The sequence below is a fragment of the Ruminococcus sp. B05 genome (assembly GCF_003628495.1).
GTDB lineage: Bacteria > Bacillota > Clostridia > Lachnospirales > Lachnospiraceae > Schaedlerella > Schaedlerella hominis.
Map to the genome: position 1 here is coordinate 1 of NZ_RBZR01000038.1, position 23,321 is coordinate 23,321.

Annotated in this window: 18 protein-coding genes and 1 pseudogene; 18 read left to right on the forward strand and 1 reads right to left on the reverse strand. The window is 40.0% G+C overall.

What is annotated here, in order from left to right; all coding sequences use genetic code 11:
• The 7 genes and pseudogenes from D8Q48_RS17335 to D8Q48_RS15925 all read left to right on the forward strand — a co-directional run.
• Nucleotides 1–293 (forward strand): annotated as a pseudogene (locus D8Q48_RS17335) (hypothetical protein); the annotation flags it as partial.
• A gap of 566 nt (nt 294–859) precedes the next feature.
• Nucleotides 860–1,318 carry a MarR family transcriptional regulator gene (locus D8Q48_RS15900; protein ID WP_243116326.1) on the forward strand — a complete coding sequence of 153 codons (459 nt, stop codon included), beginning with the start codon at nt 860–862 and terminating at the stop codon, nt 1,316–1,318.
• Nucleotides 1,315–3,066 carry an ABC transporter ATP-binding protein gene (locus tag D8Q48_RS15905; protein ID WP_121057188.1) on the forward strand — a complete coding sequence of 584 codons (1,752 nt, stop codon included), beginning with the start codon at nt 1,315–1,317 and terminating at the stop codon, nt 3,064–3,066. The genes D8Q48_RS15900 and D8Q48_RS15905 overlap by 4 nt, the downstream gene beginning before the upstream one ends.
• Nucleotides 3,066–4,961, forward strand: coding sequence for an ABC transporter ATP-binding protein (locus D8Q48_RS15910; RefSeq protein WP_121057190.1), 1,896 nt, complete (start codon nt 3,066–3,068; stop codon nt 4,959–4,961). The genes D8Q48_RS15905 and D8Q48_RS15910 overlap by 1 nt, the downstream gene beginning before the upstream one ends.
• A 736-nt stretch (nt 4,962–5,697) precedes the next feature.
• Complete coding sequence (locus D8Q48_RS15915) at nt 5,698–6,057, forward strand: metalloregulator ArsR/SmtB family transcription factor (protein WP_117992009.1); 360 nt, start codon at nt 5,698–5,700, stop codon at nt 6,055–6,057.
• A 20-nt stretch (nt 6,058–6,077) separates the two neighbouring features.
• Complete coding sequence (locus D8Q48_RS15920) at nt 6,078–6,296, forward strand: cation transporter (RefSeq protein WP_117992008.1); 219 nt, start codon at nt 6,078–6,080, stop codon at nt 6,294–6,296.
• Between the two features lie 74 nt (nt 6,297–6,370).
• A complete protein-coding gene (locus D8Q48_RS15925) occupies nt 6,371–8,230 on the forward strand; it encodes a heavy metal translocating P-type ATPase (protein ID WP_121057192.1) in 1,860 nt (619 codons plus the stop codon).
• Between the two features lie 71 nt (nt 8,231–8,301).
• Here D8Q48_RS15925 and D8Q48_RS15930 read toward each other — a convergent pair whose 3' ends face one another.
• The gene (locus D8Q48_RS15930) at nt 8,302–9,204 is read right to left on the reverse strand and encodes an RluA family pseudouridine synthase (protein ID WP_121057194.1); all 903 of its coding nucleotides are present in this window, start codon (nt 9,202–9,204) and stop codon (nt 8,302–8,304) included.
• Between the two features lie 243 nt (nt 9,205–9,447).
• Here D8Q48_RS15930 and D8Q48_RS15935 point away from each other — a divergent pair, with 243 nt between their 5' ends.
• From D8Q48_RS15935 to D8Q48_RS15985, 11 genes are all read left to right on the forward strand, one after another.
• A complete protein-coding gene (locus D8Q48_RS15935; RefSeq protein ID WP_117992015.1) occupies nt 9,448–11,607 on the forward strand; it encodes a Tex family protein in 2,160 nt (719 codons plus the stop codon).
• 188 nt (nt 11,608–11,795) lie between these two features.
• Nucleotides 11,796–12,344, forward strand: coding sequence for a biotin transporter BioY (locus tag D8Q48_RS15940; protein WP_117992005.1), 549 nt, complete (start codon nt 11,796–11,798; stop codon nt 12,342–12,344).
• Nucleotides 12,335–12,754, forward strand: coding sequence for a DUF1284 domain-containing protein (locus D8Q48_RS15945; protein ID WP_172697020.1), 420 nt, complete (start codon nt 12,335–12,337; stop codon nt 12,752–12,754). Before D8Q48_RS15940 ends, D8Q48_RS15945 begins: the two co-directional genes overlap by 10 nt.
• Before the next feature lie 179 nt (nt 12,755–12,933).
• On the forward strand, nt 12,934–14,325 hold the full coding sequence (gene hydA, locus D8Q48_RS15950; RefSeq protein ID WP_118738313.1) for a dihydropyrimidinase: 1,392 nt from the start codon (nt 12,934–12,936) through the stop codon (nt 14,323–14,325).
• 34 nt (nt 14,326–14,359) lie between these two features.
• The gene (locus D8Q48_RS15955) at nt 14,360–15,313 is read left to right on the forward strand and encodes an alpha/beta hydrolase (protein ID WP_121057196.1); all 954 of its coding nucleotides are present in this window, start codon (nt 14,360–14,362) and stop codon (nt 15,311–15,313) included.
• Nucleotides 15,310–17,127, forward strand: coding sequence for a DUF6320 domain-containing protein (locus tag D8Q48_RS15960; RefSeq protein WP_243116327.1), 1,818 nt, complete (start codon nt 15,310–15,312; stop codon nt 17,125–17,127). The genes D8Q48_RS15955 and D8Q48_RS15960 overlap by 4 nt, the downstream gene beginning before the upstream one ends.
• Nucleotides 17,128–17,275: 148 nt before the next feature.
• Complete coding sequence (gene pyrF, locus D8Q48_RS15965) at nt 17,276–18,202, forward strand: orotidine-5'-phosphate decarboxylase (protein WP_121057200.1); 927 nt, start codon at nt 17,276–17,278, stop codon at nt 18,200–18,202.
• Nucleotides 18,203–18,213: 11 nt separating this feature from the next.
• Nucleotides 18,214–18,996, forward strand: coding sequence for a dihydroorotate dehydrogenase electron transfer subunit (locus D8Q48_RS15970; RefSeq protein WP_121057202.1), 783 nt, complete (start codon nt 18,214–18,216; stop codon nt 18,994–18,996).
• Nucleotides 18,996–19,898 (forward strand): dihydroorotate dehydrogenase, encoded by a 903-nt coding sequence (locus D8Q48_RS15975; protein ID WP_121057204.1) that lies wholly within the window; start codon nt 18,996–18,998, stop codon nt 19,896–19,898. Before D8Q48_RS15970 ends, D8Q48_RS15975 begins: the two co-directional genes overlap by 1 nt.
• A 253-nt stretch (nt 19,899–20,151) precedes the next feature.
• Nucleotides 20,152–21,315 (forward strand): PLP-dependent aspartate aminotransferase family protein, encoded by a 1,164-nt coding sequence (locus tag D8Q48_RS15980; protein WP_121057206.1) that lies wholly within the window; start codon nt 20,152–20,154, stop codon nt 21,313–21,315.
• Nucleotides 21,316–21,320: 5 nt separating this feature from the next.
• Nucleotides 21,321–22,499 (forward strand): MalY/PatB family protein, encoded by a 1,179-nt coding sequence (locus D8Q48_RS15985; RefSeq protein WP_121057208.1) that lies wholly within the window; start codon nt 21,321–21,323, stop codon nt 22,497–22,499.
• Nucleotides 22,500–23,321 lie beyond the last annotated feature (822 nt).

A 23,321-nucleotide genomic window follows, 5' to 3' on the forward strand; every position in this document is an offset into this window, starting at 1 on the left:
CATCAAAACTATATCAAGCTGCAATGGATGTAATCACCCGTGCGAACTGGGTTGCAGTAAAGGAGGTTAAAGCGAATATGTGTGAAGCATTAAAAGAATTAATGGCAGAAGAATTTCAAGAACAGGAGGAACTTGTGACCAAACGAGTAACGGAAGAAGTAACGAAACAAGTGACCGAACAAGTAACCGAAGAATTTATCCGAACTTTATTTAAGAATATTACCGATGCCGACAAACTGGCTGAACTATTGAATTTACCTGTAGAACAAATCAATAAAGTGTTGAATAGATGATCATTCCAACTCTTCATCCCTTTTCTTGCTTGGAGGTGTACCGTAATTGAAATAGGTGGAGCGATGATGGATTTACTTTTCTGGGATCTGAGGATACTTCCCCATATCCTTTGAGTTCTATTTACTTCACAACTTGAGCCAATACATTACTTACAAAAAAATTGATATAAGAAATTCGAGCGAATATGGAGTGAGCGTTGGAGACACTTAGAGCGTAAATTTTTGTGTTAATGAATTTGAACGAACGTGTTTGAAGCTGCGTAGCAGCAAGTTTGAGTTCAAATTCATTTGCTTTTAGCAAAAATTTACGCTCTTATGTGTCACCCGCTCATGGAATCTGAGCAAGAATTCTTGTATCAATTTTTTGTAAGGAACGTATTGCGACTTGATGAACTAAAGAGCAATCTAATGAATCAAAGTAGCTTGGCTCCCTCTTGACAATATAAAAATAAATATGATAAACTTGTTTAGTAATAAACAGTTCAACAGTGAACAATTTAAAAAACGAACAGTTCTCTGTTGAACAAATAAATTGATTAAAACTTGAACGAAAGGTGGAGAGACATTTGTGTGAAGAACAAATCCATGTAGGTCATCAAATACACAAAATGGATAGGACGATATCAAAATTGTTAGAGACGCGTGTAAAAGACGAAGGGCTGGATGAGGCTACACTGATGCATGGATGGATATTGCGTTATCTGTACGAGCATCAGGAGCAGGATATTTATCAGAAAGATATAGAGAAGTATTTTGGAATATGTCGTTCGGGAGTGACAAATATCATTCAGGCTTTGGAAAAGAAGGGGCAGGTTTACCGTGCTTCGGTAGAAACTGATGCCAGATTAAAGAAAGTTATGTTGACAGAAAAGGGCAAGTTAAGTCATGAAAAACTTGGAGAGATTTTCCAAAAGATGGATGCAGATCTTGAAGATGGAATTTCAGAAGAAGAAATCCAGGCATTTATGAATGTAATCAATAAGGTTTATTGTAATATTGAAAAAATGAAAGGAGAGAATCTATGATTCGTACTTTATTAAAAGAAGTAAAAGAGTATAAGGCAGCATCGATCGCGACACCAATTTTTATGATTCTGGAAGTATTGTTTGAAACATTGATTCCATTTTTAATGGCGTCGATCATTGATAAAGGTGTTAATACCGGAGACATCAACCATATTTATAAGGTTGGTGGAATTATGATCGTTGCGGCAGCATTAGGTTTGGTTGCGGGAATGGCAGGAGGACGTTATGGTGCGAAAGCTTCTACCGGATTTGCAAAGAATTTGAGAAATACGATGTTTGATCATATTCAGACATTTTCATTTGCAAATATCGATCATTTCAGCACAGCGGGATTGGTTACGCGTCTGACAACAGATGTGACAAACGTACAAAATGCATATCAGATGGTTCTGCGTATGATGATGAGGGCACCGGCGAGTATGATCTGCGCCATGGTCATGGCATTTGCAATTAATGCAAGACTGGCAAGTATTTATCTTGTTGCTGTTATAATTCTGGGAATCATTTTATTTTTCATTATCCGCCATGCAACAGCCTATTTCCAGCAGGCATTTCCGAAATACGATGCATTGAATGAATCTGTTCAGGAAAATGTATCTGCGATTCGTGTTGTAAAAGCATATGTAAGAGAAGAGCAGGAAACAAGTAAATTTCAGCGTGCGAGCAAAAACATTTATGACATTTTTGTAAAGGCGGAAAAGAACGTTGTGTGGAATGCTCCAATCATGATGTTTACGGTATATACCTGTATCATTCTGATTAGTTGGTTTGGAGCAAAAATGATAGTAGTTGATTCTCTGACGACAGGAGAGTTGATGAGTCTTCTTGCATATTGTATGAATATTTTGATGAGTTTAATGATGCTGTCTATGGTGTTTGTCATGATTTCCATGAGTATGGCCAGCATGCGCCGTATCGCAGAAGTGTTAGATGAAACAACAGATATTCACAATCCGGAAAATCCAATTTACGAAGTTTCGGATGGAAGCATCGAATTTAAAAATGTAGATTTTTCTTACAAAAAAGACAGTGCAGAAAAAGTTTTGAAAAATATTAATTTGGATATTCATTCAGGTGAAACAATCGGAATCATCGGAGGAACCGGTAGTGCAAAAACGAGCCTTGTCAATTTGATCAGCCGTCTGTACGACGTGTCGGATGGAGAGATTCTGGTTGGCGGAAAAAATGTAAAAGAATACGATTTGGACGTACTGAGAAATCAGGTTTCGGTTGTGCTTCAGAACAATGTATTATTTACCGGAAGTATTTTAGACAACCTTCGCTGGGGAAATAAAGAGGCTTCGGATGAGGAATGTATTCAGGCATGTAAATTGGCATGTGCCGATGAATTTATCGAGCGTTTCCCGCAGAAATACAATACACATATTGAGCAAGGTGGAAATAACGTATCCGGTGGTCAGAAACAGAGACTTTGTATTGCAAGAGCATTGCTAAAAAAACCGAAGATATTAATTTTGGATGACAGTACGAGTGCTGTCGATACAGCGACAGATGCAAAGATACGCCGTGCATTTAGAGAGGAAATTCCGGATACAACAAAGCTTATCATTGCACAGCGTGTATCCAGTGTACAAGATGCAGATCGTATCATTGTTATGGACGAAGGCCAGATCAATGGATTTGGTACGCATGAAGAACTACTCAAGACAAATGAGATTTATCGCGAGGTATATGAATCACAGACACAAGGCGGCGGAGATTTTGACGAAAATGGAGGTGAAGCATAATGCCAAGACCAATGGGAAAATCACAGAATAAAGTTAAAAATCCAGGGAAATTACTCATGCGATTGATGAATTACATTTTCCGGGATTATAAATTTCATTGTATTGCAGTATTCATTCTCATTTTTGTAGGCGTTATTGCAAATGTACAAGGAACGATGTTTACAAGAGATTTGATCGATAAATATATAACACCATTTCTTTTGTCCAGCGATACACCGAATTTTTCGCCACTGGCACATGCAATTGCAAGAGTTGCAGTATTTTATGGTATTGGAATTGTAGCAACATATGCATACAATCGTATTATGATAAATGTTACTCAGGGTATGATGATGAATATGCGAAATGAAATGTTTGAGCATATGGAAAAGCTTCCTATCAAATATTTTGACACGCATGCACATGGCGATATTATGTCAATCTATACAAATGATATTGATACGTTGCGCCAGATGGTCAGTCAGAGTATCCCGCAGATTATCAATAGTGGATTTACAATCATCAGTGTATTTATCAGTATGTTGATTTTAAATATTCCATTGACGATCGTGACACTTATCATGGTTGCAATCATGATTTGGGGAACAAAGAAATCTGCCGGACAGAGTGGAAAATATTTCCTGGAACAGCAGAGAAATCTTGGTAAAGTAAATGGATATATCGAAGAGATGATGAATGGTCAGAAGGTTGTAAAAGTATTCTGCCATGAAGAAGAAAGTAAAAAAGAGTTTAAAGAATTAAATGAAGCTTTGTTTGTAAGTGCAGACCGTGCAAATACATTTGCCAACTTCCTTGGACCTATGAATGCACAAATCGGAAACATCAGTTATGTAATCTGTGCAATCGTCGGAGGAGCACTTGCATTAAATAGTGTCGGCGGATTTACGTTGGGAGGACTTGCAAGTTTCCTGACATTTAATAAGAGCTTTAGTATGCCGATAAACCAGGTTAGCCAGCAGATGAATGCGATTGTAATGGCACTTGCCGGCGCGGAACGTATCTTTACATTGCTGGATGAGAAAGTGGAAGTAGATGATGGTTACGTTACATTAGTAAATGCAAAAGAGGAAAATGGAAAGCTTGTTGAGAGTGAAAAACGTACGGGACGCTGGGCTTGGAAGCATATTCATCAGGCAGATGGTTCCGTAGATTATGTTGAACTTCAGGGAAATGTTGTCTTTGACGGAGTAGATTTCGGATACAATGATGATAAGATTGTGCTTCACGATGTGAAATTATATGCGGAGCCGGGGCAAAAGATTGCGTTCGTTGGTTCTACAGGGGCAGGAAAAACAACCATTACAAACCTGATTAACCGTTTCTATGATATTCAGGATGGCAAAATCCGATACGATGGAATCAACATCAACAAGATAAAAAAAGCAGACCTGCGTCATTCGCTTGGAATTGTATTGCAGGATACACATTTATTTACAGGAACAGTAAAAGAAAATATTCGTTTTGGAAAACTGGATGCCACAGATGAAGAAATCATTGCAGCAGCAAAACTTGCAAATGCAGATGGATTCATCCGCAGACTTCCGGACGGATACGATACAATGATCACTGGTGACGGAGCAAACTTAAGTCAGGGACAAAGACAGCTGTTAGCAATCGCCAGAGCAGCTGTGGCAGATCCGCCGGTATTGATTTTGGATGAGGCGACAAGCTCAATTGATACACGTACAGAGCGTATCATTCAGGAAAGTATGGACAGATTGATGCATGGACGTACAACATTTGTTATTGCACATCGTCTGTCAACAGTCCGCAACTCTGATTGTATCATGGTTCTCGAACAAGGTAGAATTATTGAAAGAGGTACACATGATCAGTTGATTGAAGAGAAAGGGAAGTATTACCAGTTGTATACGGGAAATACGATTTCGGCGTAGGGGCTATTTAGTTCATTAATTAACGATAAGGTACTACGCGAAAATAAATTGGATACATTTCTGTTCAGATTTAAGTCGGAGAGAAATACATAAAGGCGTAGATTTTGGCTAAATACAATAAACTTGAACTCAAACTCACTGCTTCGCAGTTCAAACACGTTCGTTCAAGTTTATTAACCCCAAAATCTACGCCTTAAGTATTTCCAACTCCTCTATCATATTCACTGAAATGTATCCAATTTGTTTTCGTTTTGTACGTTATCGAATGCTTGATGAATTAAATAGTAGAACTTTACTGGACGAGCGTTGCGGATATATCATTTTGATGGGGGTATCTGCGATAATGGATTTGATGGAAGTGAAGATGCGTAATTTCTGCAGGATGTATCTGCAAGTTATAGAAAGAGCAAGTTGAGTAGGATGCAGAATTTTGATAGGGAGCATCTGCAATGGCGAATAAACCGAGAATATAGATACATCAGATACCAGAAAATTGAATCTACTCATCCATCCATCTATTTTAATCACGGTACACCTCCAAGAAAGAAAAGACTATGCACTCCAGCGAATTGGAGTCGGGCTTGCCCGACGAAGCTCCCGCAGGAGTGCATAGTCTTTTTCTTGCTTGGAATTGTCGTGAACTAAATAGCAACTTCCACTTGACATTTGCAAAACACAGCGTTATTATGAACATATGAACAGATGCTCATATGTTAAAAAGAAGGAGGACACACAAATGGCGATACACGATGTAGAATGTTGTGAAGAATACCAGACTCATGAAGACTTATTAAAGCTTGTACATGAGCAGATGCCGGATGAAGATGAGTTATATGATCTGGCAGAGTTGTTTAAGGTTTTTGGAGATTCAACAAGAATCAGAATTTTATTTGTGCTATTTGAAGCAGAAGTGTGTGTGTGTGACCTGGCAGAAGCATTGAATATGACGCAGTCAGCAATTTCACATCAGCTTCGAATTTTGAAACAGTCAAAATTAGTAACGAGCAGAAGAGATGGTAAGCAAGTGTTTTACTCACTGGCGGATGGTCATGTAAGAACGATCATTGCACAGGGGAGAGAACATATAGAAGAATAAAAGAAAGGAAGTCAATTATTATGAAGAAAAAATTCAAATTACAGGATCTGGATTGTGCAAATTGTGCAGCTAAAATGGAGGAAGCTATCAAAAAAATCGATGGTGTGAATGATGCAAGTGTAAGCTTTATGATGCAAAAGATGACAATCGATGCAGATGATGCAAGATTTGATGAGATTGTAAAAGAAGCAGTTGCTATCTGTGCAAAAGTTGAGCCGGATTGTAAAGTGTTGCTGTAATTATTCAGATTCTATGTTATAAAATCCAGCATAGTTGTGAATTAATAAAAGAAAATCAGATTTCAGGAGGAATTATGACAAAGAAACAAAAAAAGATGTTATACCGAATCATCATAACATTTATTTTATTTTCAATATTGATGGTCACAGAGCATTTAGGAATGTTGGAAAAATTTAATACGATTGTATTATTTATCATTTATTTAATTCCTTATCTGGTTATTGGATATGATATTGTATGGAAGGCAGCCCGAAATATCAAAAATGGACAGATATTTGATGAGAACTTTTTAATGATGATTGCAACTTTTGGCGCTTTCGGAGTGCAGGAATATTCAGAAGCAGTAGCAGTTATGCTGTTCTATCAGGTAGGCGAATTATTTCAGGGATATGCGGTTGGTAAATCGCGCCAGTCTATTTCAGCCATGATGGATATTTGCCCGGAATATGCAAATGTGGAAGAAGATGGGAATCTTGTTCAGGTAGACCCGGATGACGTGGAAATCGGAACCGTGATCGTGATAAAGCCGGGTGAACGTATTCCACTGGATGGTATTGTTGTAGAAGGTGAATCCATGATTGATACTGCGGCATTGACAGGAGAGTCTGTTCCTAGAAGGGCAGTTGCCGGTGATGAGATTATCAGTGGTTGTGTCAATGGAAGCGGTACGTTAAAAGTTCGCACGACAAAAGAATTTGATGATTCTACAGTTGCAAAGATTTTAGAGCTTGTTGAAAATGCAAGCAGTAAGAAATCGAAAACAGAAAATTTCATTACGAGATTTGCAAAATATTATACACCGGTTGTAACGATCGGTGCAGTTATTCTGGCGGTTCTGCCACCATTAATTCTCGGCGGCGGTTGGGGAGACTGGATTCAGAGAGCATGCATTTTCCTTGTTATCTCATGCCCATGTGCACTTGTTATTTCTGTACCACTTGGATTTTTCGGTGGAATCGGAGCAGCATCTAAGATTGGTGTACTTGTAAAAGGAAGTAACTACTTAGAAGCCGTTGCGGAGATGACAACGATTGTATTTGACAAAACAGGTACATTGACAAAAGGAGAATTCAAAGTATCCGAGTTGAAACCATCCAATTGTACAGAAGCGGAATTGTTGGAGCTTGCGGCATTGGGGGAAGGGTATTCTACACATCCGATTGCAAATTCTATCAAAGAAGCATATGCACAAAATATTGATATGAATCGTGTGTCAGATGCGGAAGAAGAAGCCGGACACGGTGTAAATGTTAAGATTGACGGTCAGGAAGTGCTGATTGGTAACGAGAAACTGATGAAAGCACATCAGGTTGAATATGTGCCATGTGAGAGTGCAGGAACAATCGTATATGTTGCAAAAGCAGGAACATTTGCAGGAGCGATTGTAATTTCCGACACGATTAAAGAAGGTGCCAAAGAGGCAATTCATGATATGAAACAGGTCGGCGTAAAGAAATGCGTTATGTTGACAGGTGACCGTCAGGCAGCAGCACAGGCAGTTGCAGACGAATTAGCTTTGGATGAAGTTCACGCAGAGCTGCTTCCGGGAGACAAAGTCTCACAAGTCGAAACTTTGTTGTCAAGTCAGGAAAACAAAGAAAAATTAGCATTTGTCGGAGATGGAATCAATGATGCGCCGGTACTTTCCAGAGCAGATATCGGTATTGCCATGGGAAGCATGGGCTCGGATGCAGCAATCGAAGCGGCAGATGTTGTATTGATGGATGATGATGTGAGAAAAATCGCATCGGTTGTAAAAATTGCAAGAAAAACACTTAGGATTGTAAAACAGAACATTGTATTTGCACTTGCAGTCAAGGCGTTGGTATTAATCTTGGGTGCATTAGGTATGGCGAATATGTGGGAAGCTGTATTTGCAGATGTTGGAGTATCAGTCATTGCGATTTTGAATTCAATGAGGGCGTTGAAATAGAACCAGTTAGGGACGGGGATGAATGGCTCTTTTGCTCGCAAAAGAGCCATTCATCCCCGTCCCTAACTGGTTCACCTGTCCCTACACTTAAACCCCAATATCTGCATATCCTCTGGCAGTGGGGCAATAAAGTCCATATGCTCTCCCGTAATCGGATGAGTAAACTGCATACGATAGGAATGCAGTGCCTGTCGACTCATAAATTCCATATCCGGGTTGTAGAGATAATCCCCAATCAGCGGAAAACCGAGATATTTCATATGAATACGAATCTGATGGGTACGGCCCGTTTCCAGATGAAGGGAGACAAGGCTGTGCCCGTTTTTCTCTTCTAATACCTGATAATGTGTCACGGCCCGTTCACCCTGTTCAAAATCGACGGTACGTTCAATGATTGAGCCTGGCTTTCGGGAAAGCGGAGCATCAATTGTACCACAAGGTGGTGTTACAGAACCACGGACGATGGCACGATATTCTCTCGAAATCGTATGTTCTCTTACCATTTGAGAGAGGATACTGGAACTGACCATATGTTTTGCGATAATCGTCAGACCGGAAGTGTCACGGTCCAGGCGGTTGGTACAGCGGAAGATGAAAGGCTTTCCTTGCTGTTCGTAGTACCAGGCAAGGGCATTTGCAAGAGAATTATAATAATTATTCTGCGAAGGATGAATCGGCATGCCGGCTGGCTTGTTGATGACAAGGATATCTTCATCTTCGTAAATGATATTCAAAGGAAGTTCTGTAGGCGGAATCTTTTCGGAACATTCGGTTTCCTGAATGCGGATAGTAAGTGTGTCATCGGTATGAAGGTGTTCATTTAGATGAAGCCAGACTCCATTTACAAGAATGCTTTCGTGCATCTTCTTTAACTCCGTCAGATTCTGGCGGGAGTATCCTTGGCGGCGTAAAAATTGTTCAATGCGAAGACCGGAATCGGATTCGGATATATTGTAAGTGATTGTGCGGTTCATGTAATTTGAAAATCTCCTTTTATAGTCTGAAAATAGTGTATCATATTTGTCAACTAGGGAACCACAGGGACGGGGATAACTGGCTCTTTTGCGAGCAAAAGAGCCAGTTATCCCCGTCCCTGTGGTTCTCTTCATTCATCCCCATCCCTGTGGTTCTACTTGTCAACTATACTCTCAATTGTGTATAATAGAAAAATCAGAAAAACACTGAATATGAATTTACGAGAGGTAAGAAAGACAAGTATGGATATTAATCAGAGATTAACAGAAGAACTTCAGGTAAAACGCTGGCAGGTTGATGCAGCGGTAAAATTAATAGATGAGGGAAATACAATTCCATTTATTTCAAGATATAGAAAAGAAGCAACTGGTTCATTAAATGATGAGCAGTTGAGAAAGTTATATGAGAGACTTGTGTATCTTCGCAATCTGGAAGAGAAGAAGGAACAGGTGTTATCAAGCATTGAAGAACAGGGCAAGCTGACAGAGGAGCTTAAAGCACAAATTCTTGCGGCAGAAACTCTTGTTGTTGTGGAGGATTTGTATCGTCCATATCGTCCTAAGAGAAGAACGCGTGCGACGATCGCAAAGGAAAAAGGACTGGAACCTCTGGCAGCATTGATTACATTGCAGCAGACGAAAGCTGCACTGGAAGAGGAAGCACAAAAATATATATCAGAAGAAAAAGATGTGAAGACAGTGGATGATGCCATCGCAGGAGCAAAAGATATCATTGCAGAATCCATTTCAGATGAGGCGGACTATCGTAGCTGGATTCGTAAGCAGACAATGAAAAAAGGTAAGCTGGTGTCAACAGCAAAAGATGCCGAGGCAGAGTCTGTCTATGAGATGTATTATGAATTTGAAGAAGCTTTGAGCAAGCTGGCAGGACACCGTATACTTGCGTTGAATCGTGGTGAGAAAGAAAAATTCCTGACAGTAAAGATTGAGGCACCGGAAGACGATATTTTGCGTTACTTAGAAAAGCAGGTGATACACCAGGATAATCCATATACGACACCGGTTTTAAAAGCGGTTGTGGAAGATAGTTATAAACGTCTGATCGCACCGGCGATTGAGCGTGAAATTCGAAGCGAATTGACAGAGACGGCAGAAGATGGCGCAATTGAAGTATTTGGCAAAAACCTTCATCAGCTTTTGATGCAGCCGCCGATCACAGGTCAGGTCGTGCTTGGATGGGATCCGGCATTTCGTACAGGATGTAAACTGGCCGTAGTGGATGCAACTGGAAAAGTAATCGGCACAACAGTCATTTACCCGACAGCACCGACTACTCCGGCAAAGATTAAGGCATCGAAGGATTTGCTTAAGAAAATTATTCCAAAGTACCATGTGTCATTGATTTCTCTTGGAAATGGAACGGCTTCACGTGAGTCTGAGCAGTTTATTGTAGAGTTATTAAAAGAGATGCCGGATCAGCATGTGCAGTATGTAATCGTAAATGAGGCCGGAGCTTCGGTATATTCGGCAAGTAAGCTGGCAAGCGAAGAATTTCCAAAGTTTGATGTAGGACAGAGAAGTGCGGCATCAATCGCACGCCGTTTGCAGGACCCACTGGCAGAGCTTGTTAAGATCGATCCAAAATCCATCGGTGTCGGTCAATATCAGCATGACATGAACCAGAAGAAACTGGGGGAATCTCTGAATGGTGTGGTAGAAGATTGTGTAAATAAAGTCGGTGTGGATCTAAATACAGCGTCTGCCCCATTATTATCTTATATTTCAGGTATTTCCAGTGCCATTGCAAAAAATATTGTTGCATATCGTGAGGAAAACGGAACATTTGCAGACCGTAAACAATTATTAAAGGTTGCAAAACTCGGACCAAAAGCATTTGAGCAGTGCGCCGGATTTATGAGAATCCAGGGCGGAAAGAATCCTTTGGATGCCACAGGAGTACATCCGGAATCTTACGAGGCAGCAGCGAAGCTTCTTGAAAAACAGGGCTTTTCACTGGACGATATCAGAAATGGTAATCTGACCGGATTGTCATTGACGATCAAGGATTATAAGAAACTGGCAGAAGAACTGGAAATTGGAGAAATTACATTGCGAGATATCGTAAAAGAACTGGAAAAACCGGCAAGAGATCCGCGTGATGAGATGCCAAAACCAATCCTCCGCACAGACGTACTGGAGATGAAAGACTTGAAAGAAGGCATGGTTTTAAAAGGAACTGTGCGAAATGTAATCGATTTTGGTGTATTTGTTGATATCGGAGTACATCAGGATGGGCTCGTACACATTTCACAGATTACAGATAAATATATCAAACACCCGTTAGAAGCGGTCAGTGTAGGCGATATCGTAGATGTTAAGGTAATGAGTGTGGATTTGAAGAAAAAGAGAATCCAGCTTACAATGCGTGGAATTTCACAATAAAAAAAGAAGAAAAAACAAAAAAATGTTTTTACGTGAAAACGATTGTTAACTTTAAATAAAAAAAGGTTGACAATTGTTTTCTTTTTCTTTATACTGTCAACGTATTGTTGTTCGCTAAAGATTAGTTGAAGCAATATATTCATGAATGAAGTGGATGAATAGTTATTACGAATGGGAGGCATAAAAACATGCAAAAATCAAAAATTTCAGTTCAGGATATCTGTAGTATTGCAATCATGACAGCGATTACTGTAGTGATGGCACAGATTTCAATTCCAATGCCAATGGGGGTACCGATGACGATGCAGACATTTGCTATTACACTGGCCGGAGTTATTCTTGGTTCGAAAAAGGGCGGTCTGTCAATTCTTGTTTACGTTCTACTCGGAGCAATCGGTGTACCGGTATTTGCAGGATTTTCAGGTGGAGTTCAGAATTTGATCGGACCTACAGGCGGATTTATTATTTCATTTCCAATTATGGCTTATGTCATTGGTCTTGGTGTTGAACACCGTAAGAAAAAAGGAATGTTCGTATTAATGCTTATTCTTGGAACAGTTTTGAATTATGTGGTTGGTGTTGCAATGTTCTGTATTATCATGAACAGCTCTGTTATGACAGGAATTACAGCCTGCGTACTTCCATTTATTCCAACTGCGATTATTAAAGCTGTTGTTGCAGCACTTTTAGGATTGCAGATCCGTTCAAGATTGGGAGCAGCATTACAATGGGCATAAAATTAAGACCACACCATTTATTGTGTACGCAAGGGTATAGCGGAAAAGGATATAGTGAGGAATTTGTAGAGCATATGAATGAGGTTGTGGCAATGCTTCGAAGAGAAGAACCGACCTTAATTGATCTGACATTTTCAACAGATACATTGTGCGGCGCCTGTCCAAATATGAAGGCTGTCGATAATTGTGAGACAAATGAAAAAGTAAAACGATATGACCGAAAGGTAGTAGAATATTTTCAATTAGAAGAGAAAGAATATGTTTATCAGGAGCTTGTGAAACAGATTCGCGAACAAATCACTCCTGAGATGCTGGAAGATATCTGTGACGGATGTAGCTGGTATCCGATCAGTGCCTGTCGAAAAAAGATATTATGCAATTATTTACAGGGGTTAGATAAAGCAGAGTAATCACAGTAAAGGAGCATTTTGCTGTACCGTATATAAAAATGATAATTGGCTTCATAAGGAGGTCAGTTATCATTTTTTTATTCAAATTTCCTTGACATCTCCTGTAAAACACAGCACAATATTAGTTAGACTATACAAAAACAATGTACGTAATTACAAAAAAGAAATGGGGAAAGAACATGAAGATTTTAATTAAAAACGGCATGATTGTTTCTGATTCAGAAACTTATCAGGCAGATATTTTGATTGAGGATGAAAAAGTAAAATGGATTGGAACAGATTTGCCAAAGACAGATGTAGACACAGTGATCGATGCAGAAGGAAAATATGTAATTCCGGGAGCTATTGATGTGCATACACATATGGACATTGATGTTGGGATTGCAAGAGCAGTAGATGATTTCTATGACGGAACAGTTGCTGCGGCATGTGGAGGTACCACTTCGATCGTGGATCATATGGGATTTGGTCCGGCAGGAGTTCCGCTTCATTATCAGTTTAATGAGTATAAGAAACTGACAGAAGGAAAAGCTGTCATTGACTATGGATTCCATGGTGTTGCACAGCATGTGGATGATGACATTATCGCAGAGCTTGAGACAATGGCAGAGGATGGAATTCCAAGTGTGAAAGCGTATTTGACTTATGGATTTAAACTGAATGACGCAGAAGTCCTCCAGATATTGAAAAAGATGAAAGAGATTGGCGGAGTGACAGCATTTCACTGTGAGAACCATGAATTAGTAGAATACATGAAAAAGAAACTGGTGAAGGAAGGGAAAACAGCACCGATTTACCATGCGAAGAGCCGTCCGAATCTGGTAGAAGCAGAAGCAGTAGAGAGAGTATTGAAGCTTGCACGCCTTGCTGGAGACGCACCGGTTTACATCGTTCATTTATCATGTAAAGAAAGTTTGGAAGCAGTTCGTGAAGCAAGAAGAAACGGACAGAAGAACATTTTTGTAGAGACATGCCCACAGTATCTGCTGTTGACAGAAGAATGTTATGAAAGAGAAGATGGTTTGAAATATATCATGTCGCCACCGCTTCGTACACAGGCAGACTGTGACGCACTTTGGGAAGGGTTGGCAGATGGAACAATCCAGGTTGTGGCAACGGACCATTGTCCATTTAATTATGGAATTGAAAAACAGATGGGTAAAGATGATTTTACAAAATGTCCAAATGGTGCACCGGGAGTCGAGGAACGCTTGATGCTTCTTTATTCAGAAGGTGTTGTGAAAAATAGAATTTCATTCCAGAAACTGGTAGAGACTCTTTGTACAAATCCGGCCAAGATTTATGGATTATGTCCACAAAAAGGCGTATTGCAGCCGGGAGCCGACGGAGATCTGGTAGTGATCGATCCGAAGAAAGAGTCTGTTATTACAAAGAGCAGAATGCATGGGGCAGCAGATTACACAGGATATGAAGGCTGGAATATAAACGGTGAGATCGATATGGTTATGCAGCGTGGACGCGTGATCGTAAAAGAGAATGATTTTGTGGGAGAAAAAGGTGCAGGACAGTTTATCCACCGTCACACATTAAAGGCAGAAGATATAAATTAAGGGCTGTAAAAACAGTTATGAGCAGGAGAACAGTATGGCAATCAATCAGGCAGCAAAAAGAATTTTAAAGGCATTATCGTTTGACGGCGTGGAAGTAGAGGCGTTCCGTCATATGGCGGATTTAAAACGCTTAGATCCGATGAAGATATTTTATAAGAAGATAGATGAAAAAATATATAATGGAAGTCATGAGGTACCAGTCCGTATTTTCTTCCCGAATGAAAAGAGCTTTCAGGAGAGTGAAGATAAGCGGCATGACAGTAAAGATAAAAAGCTGCTTTTGTTCATACATGGAGGCGGCTGGGTGACAGAGAGTATTGATAATTATGAAAGAATCTGTGCAAGACTTGCAGATGCAACCGGGCAGTATGTTGTTGCGGTTGAATACAGACTGGCACCGGAAGATAAGTTTCCATCTGGATTAGAGGATTGTTATGCGGTTGCAAAAGCATTATATCGCGGAGAATTTGTGTTAAATGTAAAACCGGAAAATATTACATTGATCGGGGACAGTGCGGGCGGCAATCTCTGTGCGGCACTGTCTTTGATGGCACGGGACCGCGGTGAATTTATGCCGGACAGACAGATTTTAATCTATCCGGCTACTTATAATGATTATACAGAGAATTCGCCATTTCCGTCTGTGAAGGAAAATGGGACAGACTATCTTTTGACAGCGGGAAAAATGCAGGATTACATCGATCTTTATGCAAGAGATGAAGAAGACAAAAAGAATCCGTATTTTGCACCATACGTGGCAGAAGATGTGAGTAATCAGCCGGATACATTGATACTTACATCCGAATTCGATCCGCTTCGAGATGAAGGTGAGGCATATGGAAAACGTTTGAAAGAGGCTGGGAACCGTGTGGAGATCCATCGTATCAAAGATGCACTTCACGGCTATTTTGCACTGGGTATCAAGCAGTTACATGTGCAGGAAAGTTTCACCTATATCAATGCATTTTTGAAGGGAGAAACATTGTGAATCAAAAAAAAGCGCGCTGGAGAAAACTAGATAATGCAGCAAAATTATATTCTGCAGCCAGCAATAAAAAGGATACAAGAGTATTTAGGTTTTACTGTGAACTAAAAGAAGAGGTCAAACCAACGCTTTTACAAAAAGCACTGGACCAGACGATGGAGACATTTCCAATGTTTCTTATGGTACTTAGAAAAGGCTTGTTCTGGCATTATCTTGAACCTTGTAATTTGCATCCGATTGTAAAAGAAGAATACAAAGAGCCTTGCAGCAGGCTTTATATAAAAGATAAAAAAAACCTGCTTTTTGAGGTGACATACTATAAAAAAAGAATCAATTTTGAAGTGTTCCATGTATTGACGGACGGAACCGGAGCAACTGAATTTTTAAAAGAACTGGTGACCAATTATTTGTATCTGGTGCATAAAGAGGAAGGATTAGAGCAGATTTCAATGCTTCCGGAAGATATGACTGTGCAGGATCAAGAGGATGACAGCTTTTTGAAATATTATTCAAAAGAGCAGCGCCGTCCAAAAGAAAAGAAAATACATGCATTTCAAATTAGAAAGAAAAAGAAAGACGGACATCATCTCCATGTTCATGAAAGTGTAGTTTTGGTGCAGGATGTGCTGAAGCGAAGCAGGGAACTTGGGGTGTCTATGACCGTATTTTTGACGGCGGTATATTTGATGGCAATCCATGAGGAAATGTCAAAAATGCAGGAAAAAAGACCGGTAGTATTGATGGTGCCTGTAAATTTGAGAAAATTTTTCCCGTCTACTTCGATGCTGAATTTCTTCAACTGGATTGAGCCGGGATATGATTTTACAAAACAGGACAACAGTTTTGAGGCTGTACTGGAATATACGAAAGAATTTTTTAAAGAGCAGCTGACAAAAGAAAAAATGTCGGCACATATAAGTGAATTGCTTGCATTGGAGCTTCATCCGATTTTGAGACTTGCTCCATTGGAATTGAAAAATCTGTGTATTCATGCAGGAGCAAAATTTTCCGAGAAAAATGTGACGGCAATCTTTTCGAATATGAGTGTAGTCAAGATGCCGGAGAGCTATGTACCTTATATAGAACGGTTTGGTGTGTACACCAATACTCCGAAATTAGAACTGTGTCTGTGTTCATTTCAGGATAAATTGTCATTTGCATTTACATCCAGATATGACACAGAAAATATTGAGAGAAATTTTTATCGCATATTAAAAGAACAGGGAATTTCATCAGAAGAAGTTAAGCCGGTATTTCCAAAACCGCACGTGCTAAGCGAACAGGAAATGAAAGTATATAAAATATATAGTTTTCTGTGTATCGCACTTGTGGCAGTGATGCTTGTTACTGACTGGAATTTTCATCCACAGGTCCGCTGGACTCTGTTTACAGCAGGCGGTGTGACAACAATGTGGATTGCTTCGTCAATTGGATTTTTCAAGAGGTATAACTTGTTGAAAAACGTGATGTGGCAGCTTTTTATAGGAACCATAATATGTTTTATATGGGATGTTTTGACCGGCTGGCATAGCTGGTCGGTAGATTTGGTGTTACCGATCATGAGTGTGGCTACGCTTGTAGCAATGTTTGTGATTGCAAAAGTGCAAAAAAGTCCGGTGAGAGAATACCTTATATATGAAATTATGGCAGCCGGATATGGGCTGATGCTGCCTATGATCCTGCTTTTATGCAAGAAAGTAAAAAATCCGACAGTGAGTATGTTTGGAGCACTGATCTGTTTCTTGTTCCTGGTAGGAGTGATTTTATTTAAAGGAAAAGAATTTAAAGAAGAGATGCATAAAAATTTGCATGTATAAAAATAGAATCGTTGCATTTTTGAGGGTGAAAAGTAATATTTTTCACAAAGAAAGTGCAACGATTTTTTTTAGAATCTTGAACAGAGTCATACCTTTATGGTAAGATAAACATAATTATGGAAATATAACGTTTTTGAGGAGGAAAATCATGATTAATAAACTTATTGAGAACATTAAAAAGACAAATGCACCAATCGTAGTAGGACTGGATCCAATGTTGAATTACATTCCGGAGCATGTACAGAAAAAAGCATTTGCTGAATATGGGGAAACTTTAGAGGGTGCCGCAGAAGCAATCTGGCAGTTCAATAAGGAAATCGTGGATAAAACATATGATTTGATTCCAGCTGTAAAGCCACAGATCGCAATGTACGAGCAGTTTGGTATTCCTGGACTTGTGGCATTCAAAAAAACAGTAGATTACTGTAAATCAAAAGGACTGGTTGTAATCGGAGACATCAAACGTGGAGATATCGGTTCTACCTCAGCTGCATATGCAGTAGGACATATCGGTAAAGTTAAAGTTGGAAGCAAAGAATTTACTCCATTTGATGAAGATTTTGTAACAGTCAATCCATATCTTGGATCTGACGGAGTAAAACCTTTCGTTGAAGTATGTAAAGAAGAGAAGAAAGGTCTCTTTATCCTTGTTAAAACTTCAAATCCATCCAGTGGAGAATTCCAGGATCGTCTTGTAGACGGACGTCCGCTCTATGAACTGGTAGGCGAAAAAGTAGCAGAGTGGGGAGCTGACTGCATGGGTGATGAGTACAGCTATATCGGAGCTGTTGTCGGAGCAACATATCCGGAGATGGGTAAAGCACTTCGTAAAGTAATGCCAAAATCTTACATTCTTGTACCTGGATACGGTGCACAGGGCGGACAGGGAAAAGACCTTGTACATTTCTTTAATGAAGATGGACTTGGCGCGATTGTAAACTCTTCTCGTGGAATTATTGCAGCTTACAAACAGGATGCATATGCAAAATTCGGAGCTGAAAACTTTGGTGATGCATCTCGTGCAGCAGTAGAAGCAATGGTTGCTGATATCCAGGGAGCACTTGCGAACAGATAAGGAGAGTTAAGATGACAAAGCAGAAAGAACAGGCATTGGTAGTATCACAGGAGCAGCTTGCAGATGGAATCTTCAGTATGTGGATCCAGACAAAAGCAGCTGATACAACAAAGCCGGGACAGTTTATTTCTATGTATACAAACGATGGAAGCAAGTTGCTTCCTCGTCCAATCAGTATCTGTGAGATTGATGCGGTAAATGGACGTCTTCGTGTTGTATATCGTGTGACAGGAGAGAATACAGGAACAGAGCAGTTTTCAAAGCTGGAAGCGGGAGATACAATTCCGGTTGTCGGACCTTTGGGAAATGGATTCCCTTATGAGAAGGCAGCTGGCAAGAAAGTATTTCTTATGGGTGGAGGAATTGGAGTTCCACCGATTCTTGAGCTTGCAAAACAGATGGAATGCGAGAAAAAACAGATTGTTGTAGGATATCGTGATGCACAGACATTTTTAAAAGAAGAGTTTGAGCAAAACGGAGAAGTTTATATTTCCACAGAAGATGGAAGTGTAGGAACAAAAGGGAATGTTATGGATGCAATTCGAGAGAATGCTCTGGATGCGGACATGATCTATGCCTGTGGACCGACACCGATGCTTCGTGCAATCAAAGCATATGCAGAAGAAAACAATATCGAATGCTACATTTCACTGGAAGAGCGTATGGCATGCGGAATCGGAGCATGTCTTGCATGTGTATGTAAGTCGAAAGAGAAAGATCATCACAGCAATGTAAATAACAAACGAATCTGTAAGGATGGTCCGGTATTCTTATCTACGGAGGTGGAAATCTAATGAATATGAAAGTGAATATTGCAGGTGTAGAATGGAAGAATCCGGTTACAGTTGCATCCGGAACCTTTGGTTCAGGAGCAGAGTATTCTGATTTTGTAGATTTGAATAAGCTGGGAGCTGTCACAACAAAAGGTGTGGCAAATGTTCCTTGGGCGGGAAATGCAACTCCGAGAGTAGCAGAAACTCCAAGCGGAATGATGAATGCGATCGGTCTGCAGAATCCGGGTATCGAATTATTCTGTGAAAGAGATATTCCATATCTTAAGCAGTTTGATACAAAGATTATTGTCAACGTTTGTGGACATGCACCGGAAGAATATCTGGCAGTTGTAGAGCGTCTGGCAGATGAGCCAATCGATATGATGGAAATCAACATCTCATGTCCAAACGTTAACGCAGGTTTCCTTGCTTTTGGACAGGATGCACGTAATGTGGAAGAGTTGACAGCACAGATCAAAAAACTTGCAAAGCAGCCGGTTATTATGAAACTGACTCCAAATGTAACAGATATTACAGAGATTGCAAAGGCAGCAGAAGCCGGTGGAGCGGATGCAGTGTCACTGATCAATACATTGACAGGTATGAAGATTGATATCAATCGAAAAACATTTGCGGTAGCAAATAAAACAGGTGGTGTATCAGGTCCGGCAGTACATCCAATCGCAGTGCGTATGGTATATCAGGTTGCTCAGGCAGTTCAGATTCCAATCATCGGAATGGGCGGTATCGCATCAGCAGAAGATGCAATTGAGATGATCCTCGCAGGTGCAAGTGCAGTGTCTGTAGGAACAGCAAATTTCTACAATCCGACAATTACAATGGATGTTGTAGAGGGCATCGAGAAGTACATGAAGAAAAATGGATTCGAGTCCGTAGCAGATATGGTAGGAATCGTAAAATAGAACCGAGAACCAGTTGGGGACGGAGTTTTCCGGATTTTTTGCTAGAAGCAGTTGTGGACGGAGAAAAGTGGCTTTTGAGAGCCAATTTTCTCCGTCCCTTTTGGCTTTTCCTTGCAAAAAAAAGCCGGAAAACTCCGTCCCTGTTTGGCTTTTTTTAAAAGAATACTTGCAAATTTATACAAAAATATGTATACTAAATGCAATTCAATAAACCTACCGAAATGGTATGGAAATAGAATCTGGAGGACATAACATGGGAAGAGAGATAGAGACAAAATGTATTCATTTAGAATCGGAAGAAGACTGTATAAAGAATTATGGTGCAATTAGTTATCCGATTTACCAGACAGCAACCTATGCACATCCGGGTGTGGAACAAAGTACAGGATATGATTACAGCAGACTTCAGAATCCGACTAGGGAACATCTGGAGAAAATTATTGCAACACTGGAAAATGGAAACGATGCATTTGCATTTTCATCCGGAATGGCAGCAATTACGATGGCAATGGAGCTGTTCAAACCGGGAGACCACCTGATCGTCGATTCAGATTTGTATGGCGGAAGCATCCGGCTGTTTAGCAATGTATCAGAAAAAAACGGAATTACATTTTCAAGAGTAGATTGTTACAAAGAAGATGTAGAAGCTTATGTTCAGGATAATACAAAAGCAATTTATATTGAAACTCCGACCAATCCAATGATGAATGTAACAGATATTCGGAAGATGGCAGAGATTGCAAAAAAATACAAGCTATTATTAATCGTTGACAATACATTTCTATCTCCGTATTTCCAAAATCCGTTGGAGTTGGGAGCAGATATCGTAATTCACAGTGGGACAAAATATCTTGGCGGACATAATGATACGCTGGCAGGATTTCTTGTGACAAAGAGTGAAGAAATCAGTGAAAGATTCCGTTTTTTGATTAAAACAACCGGAGCAGGACTGGCACCATTTGACAGTTGGCTGATTTTAAGAGGGGTAAAGACGCTTGGACTCCGTATGGAACGAGCACAGGAAAATGCGATTGAAATTGCAAAATGGTTAAAGACGCAGCCTGCAGTTACCAAAGTCATTTACCCGGGCTTAGAGGAGCATCCGGGACATGAAATTATGAAAAAGCAGGCGAGAGGATTTGGCGCAATGCTGACGTTCCAGCTTAGGAGCAAAGAGGACGCATTTACAATATTAGAAAAGGTACGATTGATCCAGTATGCAGAAAGCCTCGGAGGAGTAGAAACCTTGATTACATATCCTACAACACAGACACACGCAGATGTGCCGGAGGAAATCCGCATAAAAAACGGAATTACTGATGCAACACTTCGTTTGTCTGTCGGAATCGAGAATATCAAAGATTTGCTGGAAGAGTTGGAGCGTGTGTTTGGAGAACTGGAAGAAAAGGAATGGTAGAAAACATGGCAGAGAGAAATTTAGATTTTGATAAAATAGTAGACCGAAGAAATACAAGATGTTTAAAATATGATTTCGCAGTGGAGCGTCATATGCCGGCAGATGTGTTGCCACTGTGGATAGCGGATATGGATTTCGAGACTTCTTCTTATATTGAAGATGCACTGATCGAGCGTGCAAAGCATGCGATTTACGGATATAGCGATGTGAAGACGCCATATTTTGAGATTTTGAAAAAATGGATGCAGAAACATCACGATTGGGATATCCAGAGAAAATGGCTTATCAAAACACCGGGAGTCGTATTTGCCCTGGCAATGGCTGTAAAAGCTTATACAGAACCGGGAGATGCTGTTTTAATCCAGCAGCCAGTCTATTATCCATTTTCAGAAGTCATTAAAGATAACGGAAGAAATGTTGTAAGCAACACCCTGTATCTTGGAGAAGATAACCGTTATCACATTGATTTTGAAGACTTTGAGCAGAAAATCGTAGAGAACCAGATCGAAGTATTCCTCTTATGTAATCCGCATAATCCGGTTGGAAGAGTCTGGACAAAAGAAGAGCTTACAAGACTTGGAGATATTTGCGTCAAACATCATGTAACTGTTGTAAGTGATGAAATCCATGAAGATTTTGTATTTAAAGGGAAACATCAGGTTTTTGCAAATATCAAAAAAGAATATGAAGAAATCACAGTAACCTGCACTGCGCCGAGCAAGACATTTAACATTGCCAGTCTAATGATATCTAATATTCTGATTCCAAATCCGGAATTAAAAAGAAAATTTAAACATCAAATGGATGCAGCAGGTATCAGCCAGTTAAATGTATTAGGGCTGGTGGCGTGTGAAGCAGCCTACGAGCATGGCGAAGAATGGTATCAGGCAATGAAGAATTATGTAAAAGAAAACATCGAATTTGTAAAGCAGTACGTGGAAAAACAGCTTCCGGGTGTAAATATGGTGGAGCATGAAGGTACTTATCTTGTATGGCTTGATTTCAGAGGAACAGGGCTTAGAGTGGAAGAACTGGATGATAAGATCATCAATCAGGTGAAGCTGTGGCTGGATAGCGGGAAGATATTCGGAAGTTGCGGAGAAGGATTCCAGAGGATTAATGTGGCGTGTCCAAGGAAGGTGCTGGAGGAAGCGATGGAGAGGATAAAGAAGGTGGTAGGATAAAGAGTTATTTGGTTGCTATTTAGTTCACTGGGGGACAATACGTTCCTTATAAAAAATTGATATAAGAATTCTTGCTCAGATTCCATGAGCGGGTGACACATAAGAGCGTAAATTTTTGCTAAAAGCAAATGAATTTGAACTCAAACTTTCTGCTACGCAGCTTCAAACACGTTCGTTCAAATTTATTAACACAAAAATTTACGCTCTAAGTGTCTCCAACGCTCACTCCATATTCGCTCGAATTTCTTATATCAATTTTTTTATAAGTAATGTATTGGCTCAAGTTGTGAAGTAAATAGAACTCAAAGGATATGGGGGGAGATATCTGCGACAAGAAATTTTCGTGGATTGAAGATGCAAAATTTTGATGGGGAGCATCCTCACGTTATCGAAAATGTGAGATGTAGATGCAAAATTTGCGAAGGCAGTATCCTCAAATCCCAGAAAAGGCAAGATGTAGATGCAATTGTACATGACAGGCAGGATGAAAAGTATCTGCAAGTTCAATGAAAAGCAAGTAGCAGATATGGTGAGCCTAAAAAGAGCATCTGCAACAGTGAATATCTAGGAAGTGCAGATACATCAGTTGTCAATAAAGCATCTGCGCAAGCGAATAAACAGAGGATATAGATGCATCAGATTCCAGAAAAGTAAACCTATCATCGCTCCACCTATTTCGATCACAAAGCAAGAAAATATAATGGACCCCATAGTGTGGACACACCAAACAGACAATTAGGTCACTTTTTAAGATAGCTTTCCAAGTTGTAGACACGAATTAAGCTGGTACTACTTTCTCTCATTGTCTTAATTCCAACTTGT

Excerpts from the sequence above, each read along its gene's own strand:
- D8Q48_RS15905 (WP_121057188.1), top strand. The coding sequence starts at position 1,315 with ATGATTCGTACTTTATTAAAAGAAGTAAAAGAGTATAAGGCAGCATCG.
- D8Q48_RS15910 (WP_121057190.1), top strand. The coding sequence starts at position 3,066 with ATGCCAAGACCAATGGGAAAATCACAGAATAAAGTTAAAAATCCAGGG.
- D8Q48_RS15915 (WP_117992009.1), top strand. The coding sequence starts at position 5,698 with ATGGCGATACACGATGTAGAATGTTGTGAAGAATACCAGACTCATGAA.
- D8Q48_RS15920 (WP_117992008.1), top strand. The coding sequence starts at position 6,078 with ATGAAGAAAAAATTCAAATTACAGGATCTGGATTGTGCAAATTGTGCA.
- D8Q48_RS15925 (WP_121057192.1), top strand. The coding sequence starts at position 6,371 with ATGACAAAGAAACAAAAAAAGATGTTATACCGAATCATCATAACATTT.
- D8Q48_RS15930 (WP_121057194.1), bottom strand. The coding sequence starts at position 9,204 with ATGAACCGCACAATCACTTACAATATATCCGAATCCGATTCCGGTCTT.
- D8Q48_RS15935 (WP_117992015.1), top strand. The coding sequence starts at position 9,448 with ATGGATATTAATCAGAGATTAACAGAAGAACTTCAGGTAAAACGCTGG.
- D8Q48_RS15940 (WP_117992005.1), top strand. The coding sequence starts at position 11,796 with ATGCAAAAATCAAAAATTTCAGTTCAGGATATCTGTAGTATTGCAATC.
- D8Q48_RS15945 (WP_172697020.1), top strand. The coding sequence starts at position 12,335 with ATGGGCATAAAATTAAGACCACACCATTTATTGTGTACGCAAGGGTAT.
- hydA (WP_118738313.1), top strand. The coding sequence starts at position 12,934 with ATGAAGATTTTAATTAAAAACGGCATGATTGTTTCTGATTCAGAAACT.
- D8Q48_RS15955 (WP_121057196.1), top strand. The coding sequence starts at position 14,360 with ATGGCAATCAATCAGGCAGCAAAAAGAATTTTAAAGGCATTATCGTTT.
- pyrF (WP_121057200.1), top strand. The coding sequence starts at position 17,276 with ATGATTAATAAACTTATTGAGAACATTAAAAAGACAAATGCACCAATC.
- D8Q48_RS15970 (WP_121057202.1), top strand. The coding sequence starts at position 18,214 with ATGACAAAGCAGAAAGAACAGGCATTGGTAGTATCACAGGAGCAGCTT.
- D8Q48_RS15975 (WP_121057204.1), top strand. The coding sequence starts at position 18,996 with ATGAATATGAAAGTGAATATTGCAGGTGTAGAATGGAAGAATCCGGTT.
- D8Q48_RS15980 (WP_121057206.1), top strand. The coding sequence starts at position 20,152 with ATGGGAAGAGAGATAGAGACAAAATGTATTCATTTAGAATCGGAAGAA.
- D8Q48_RS15985 (WP_121057208.1), top strand. The coding sequence starts at position 21,321 with ATGGCAGAGAGAAATTTAGATTTTGATAAAATAGTAGACCGAAGAAAT.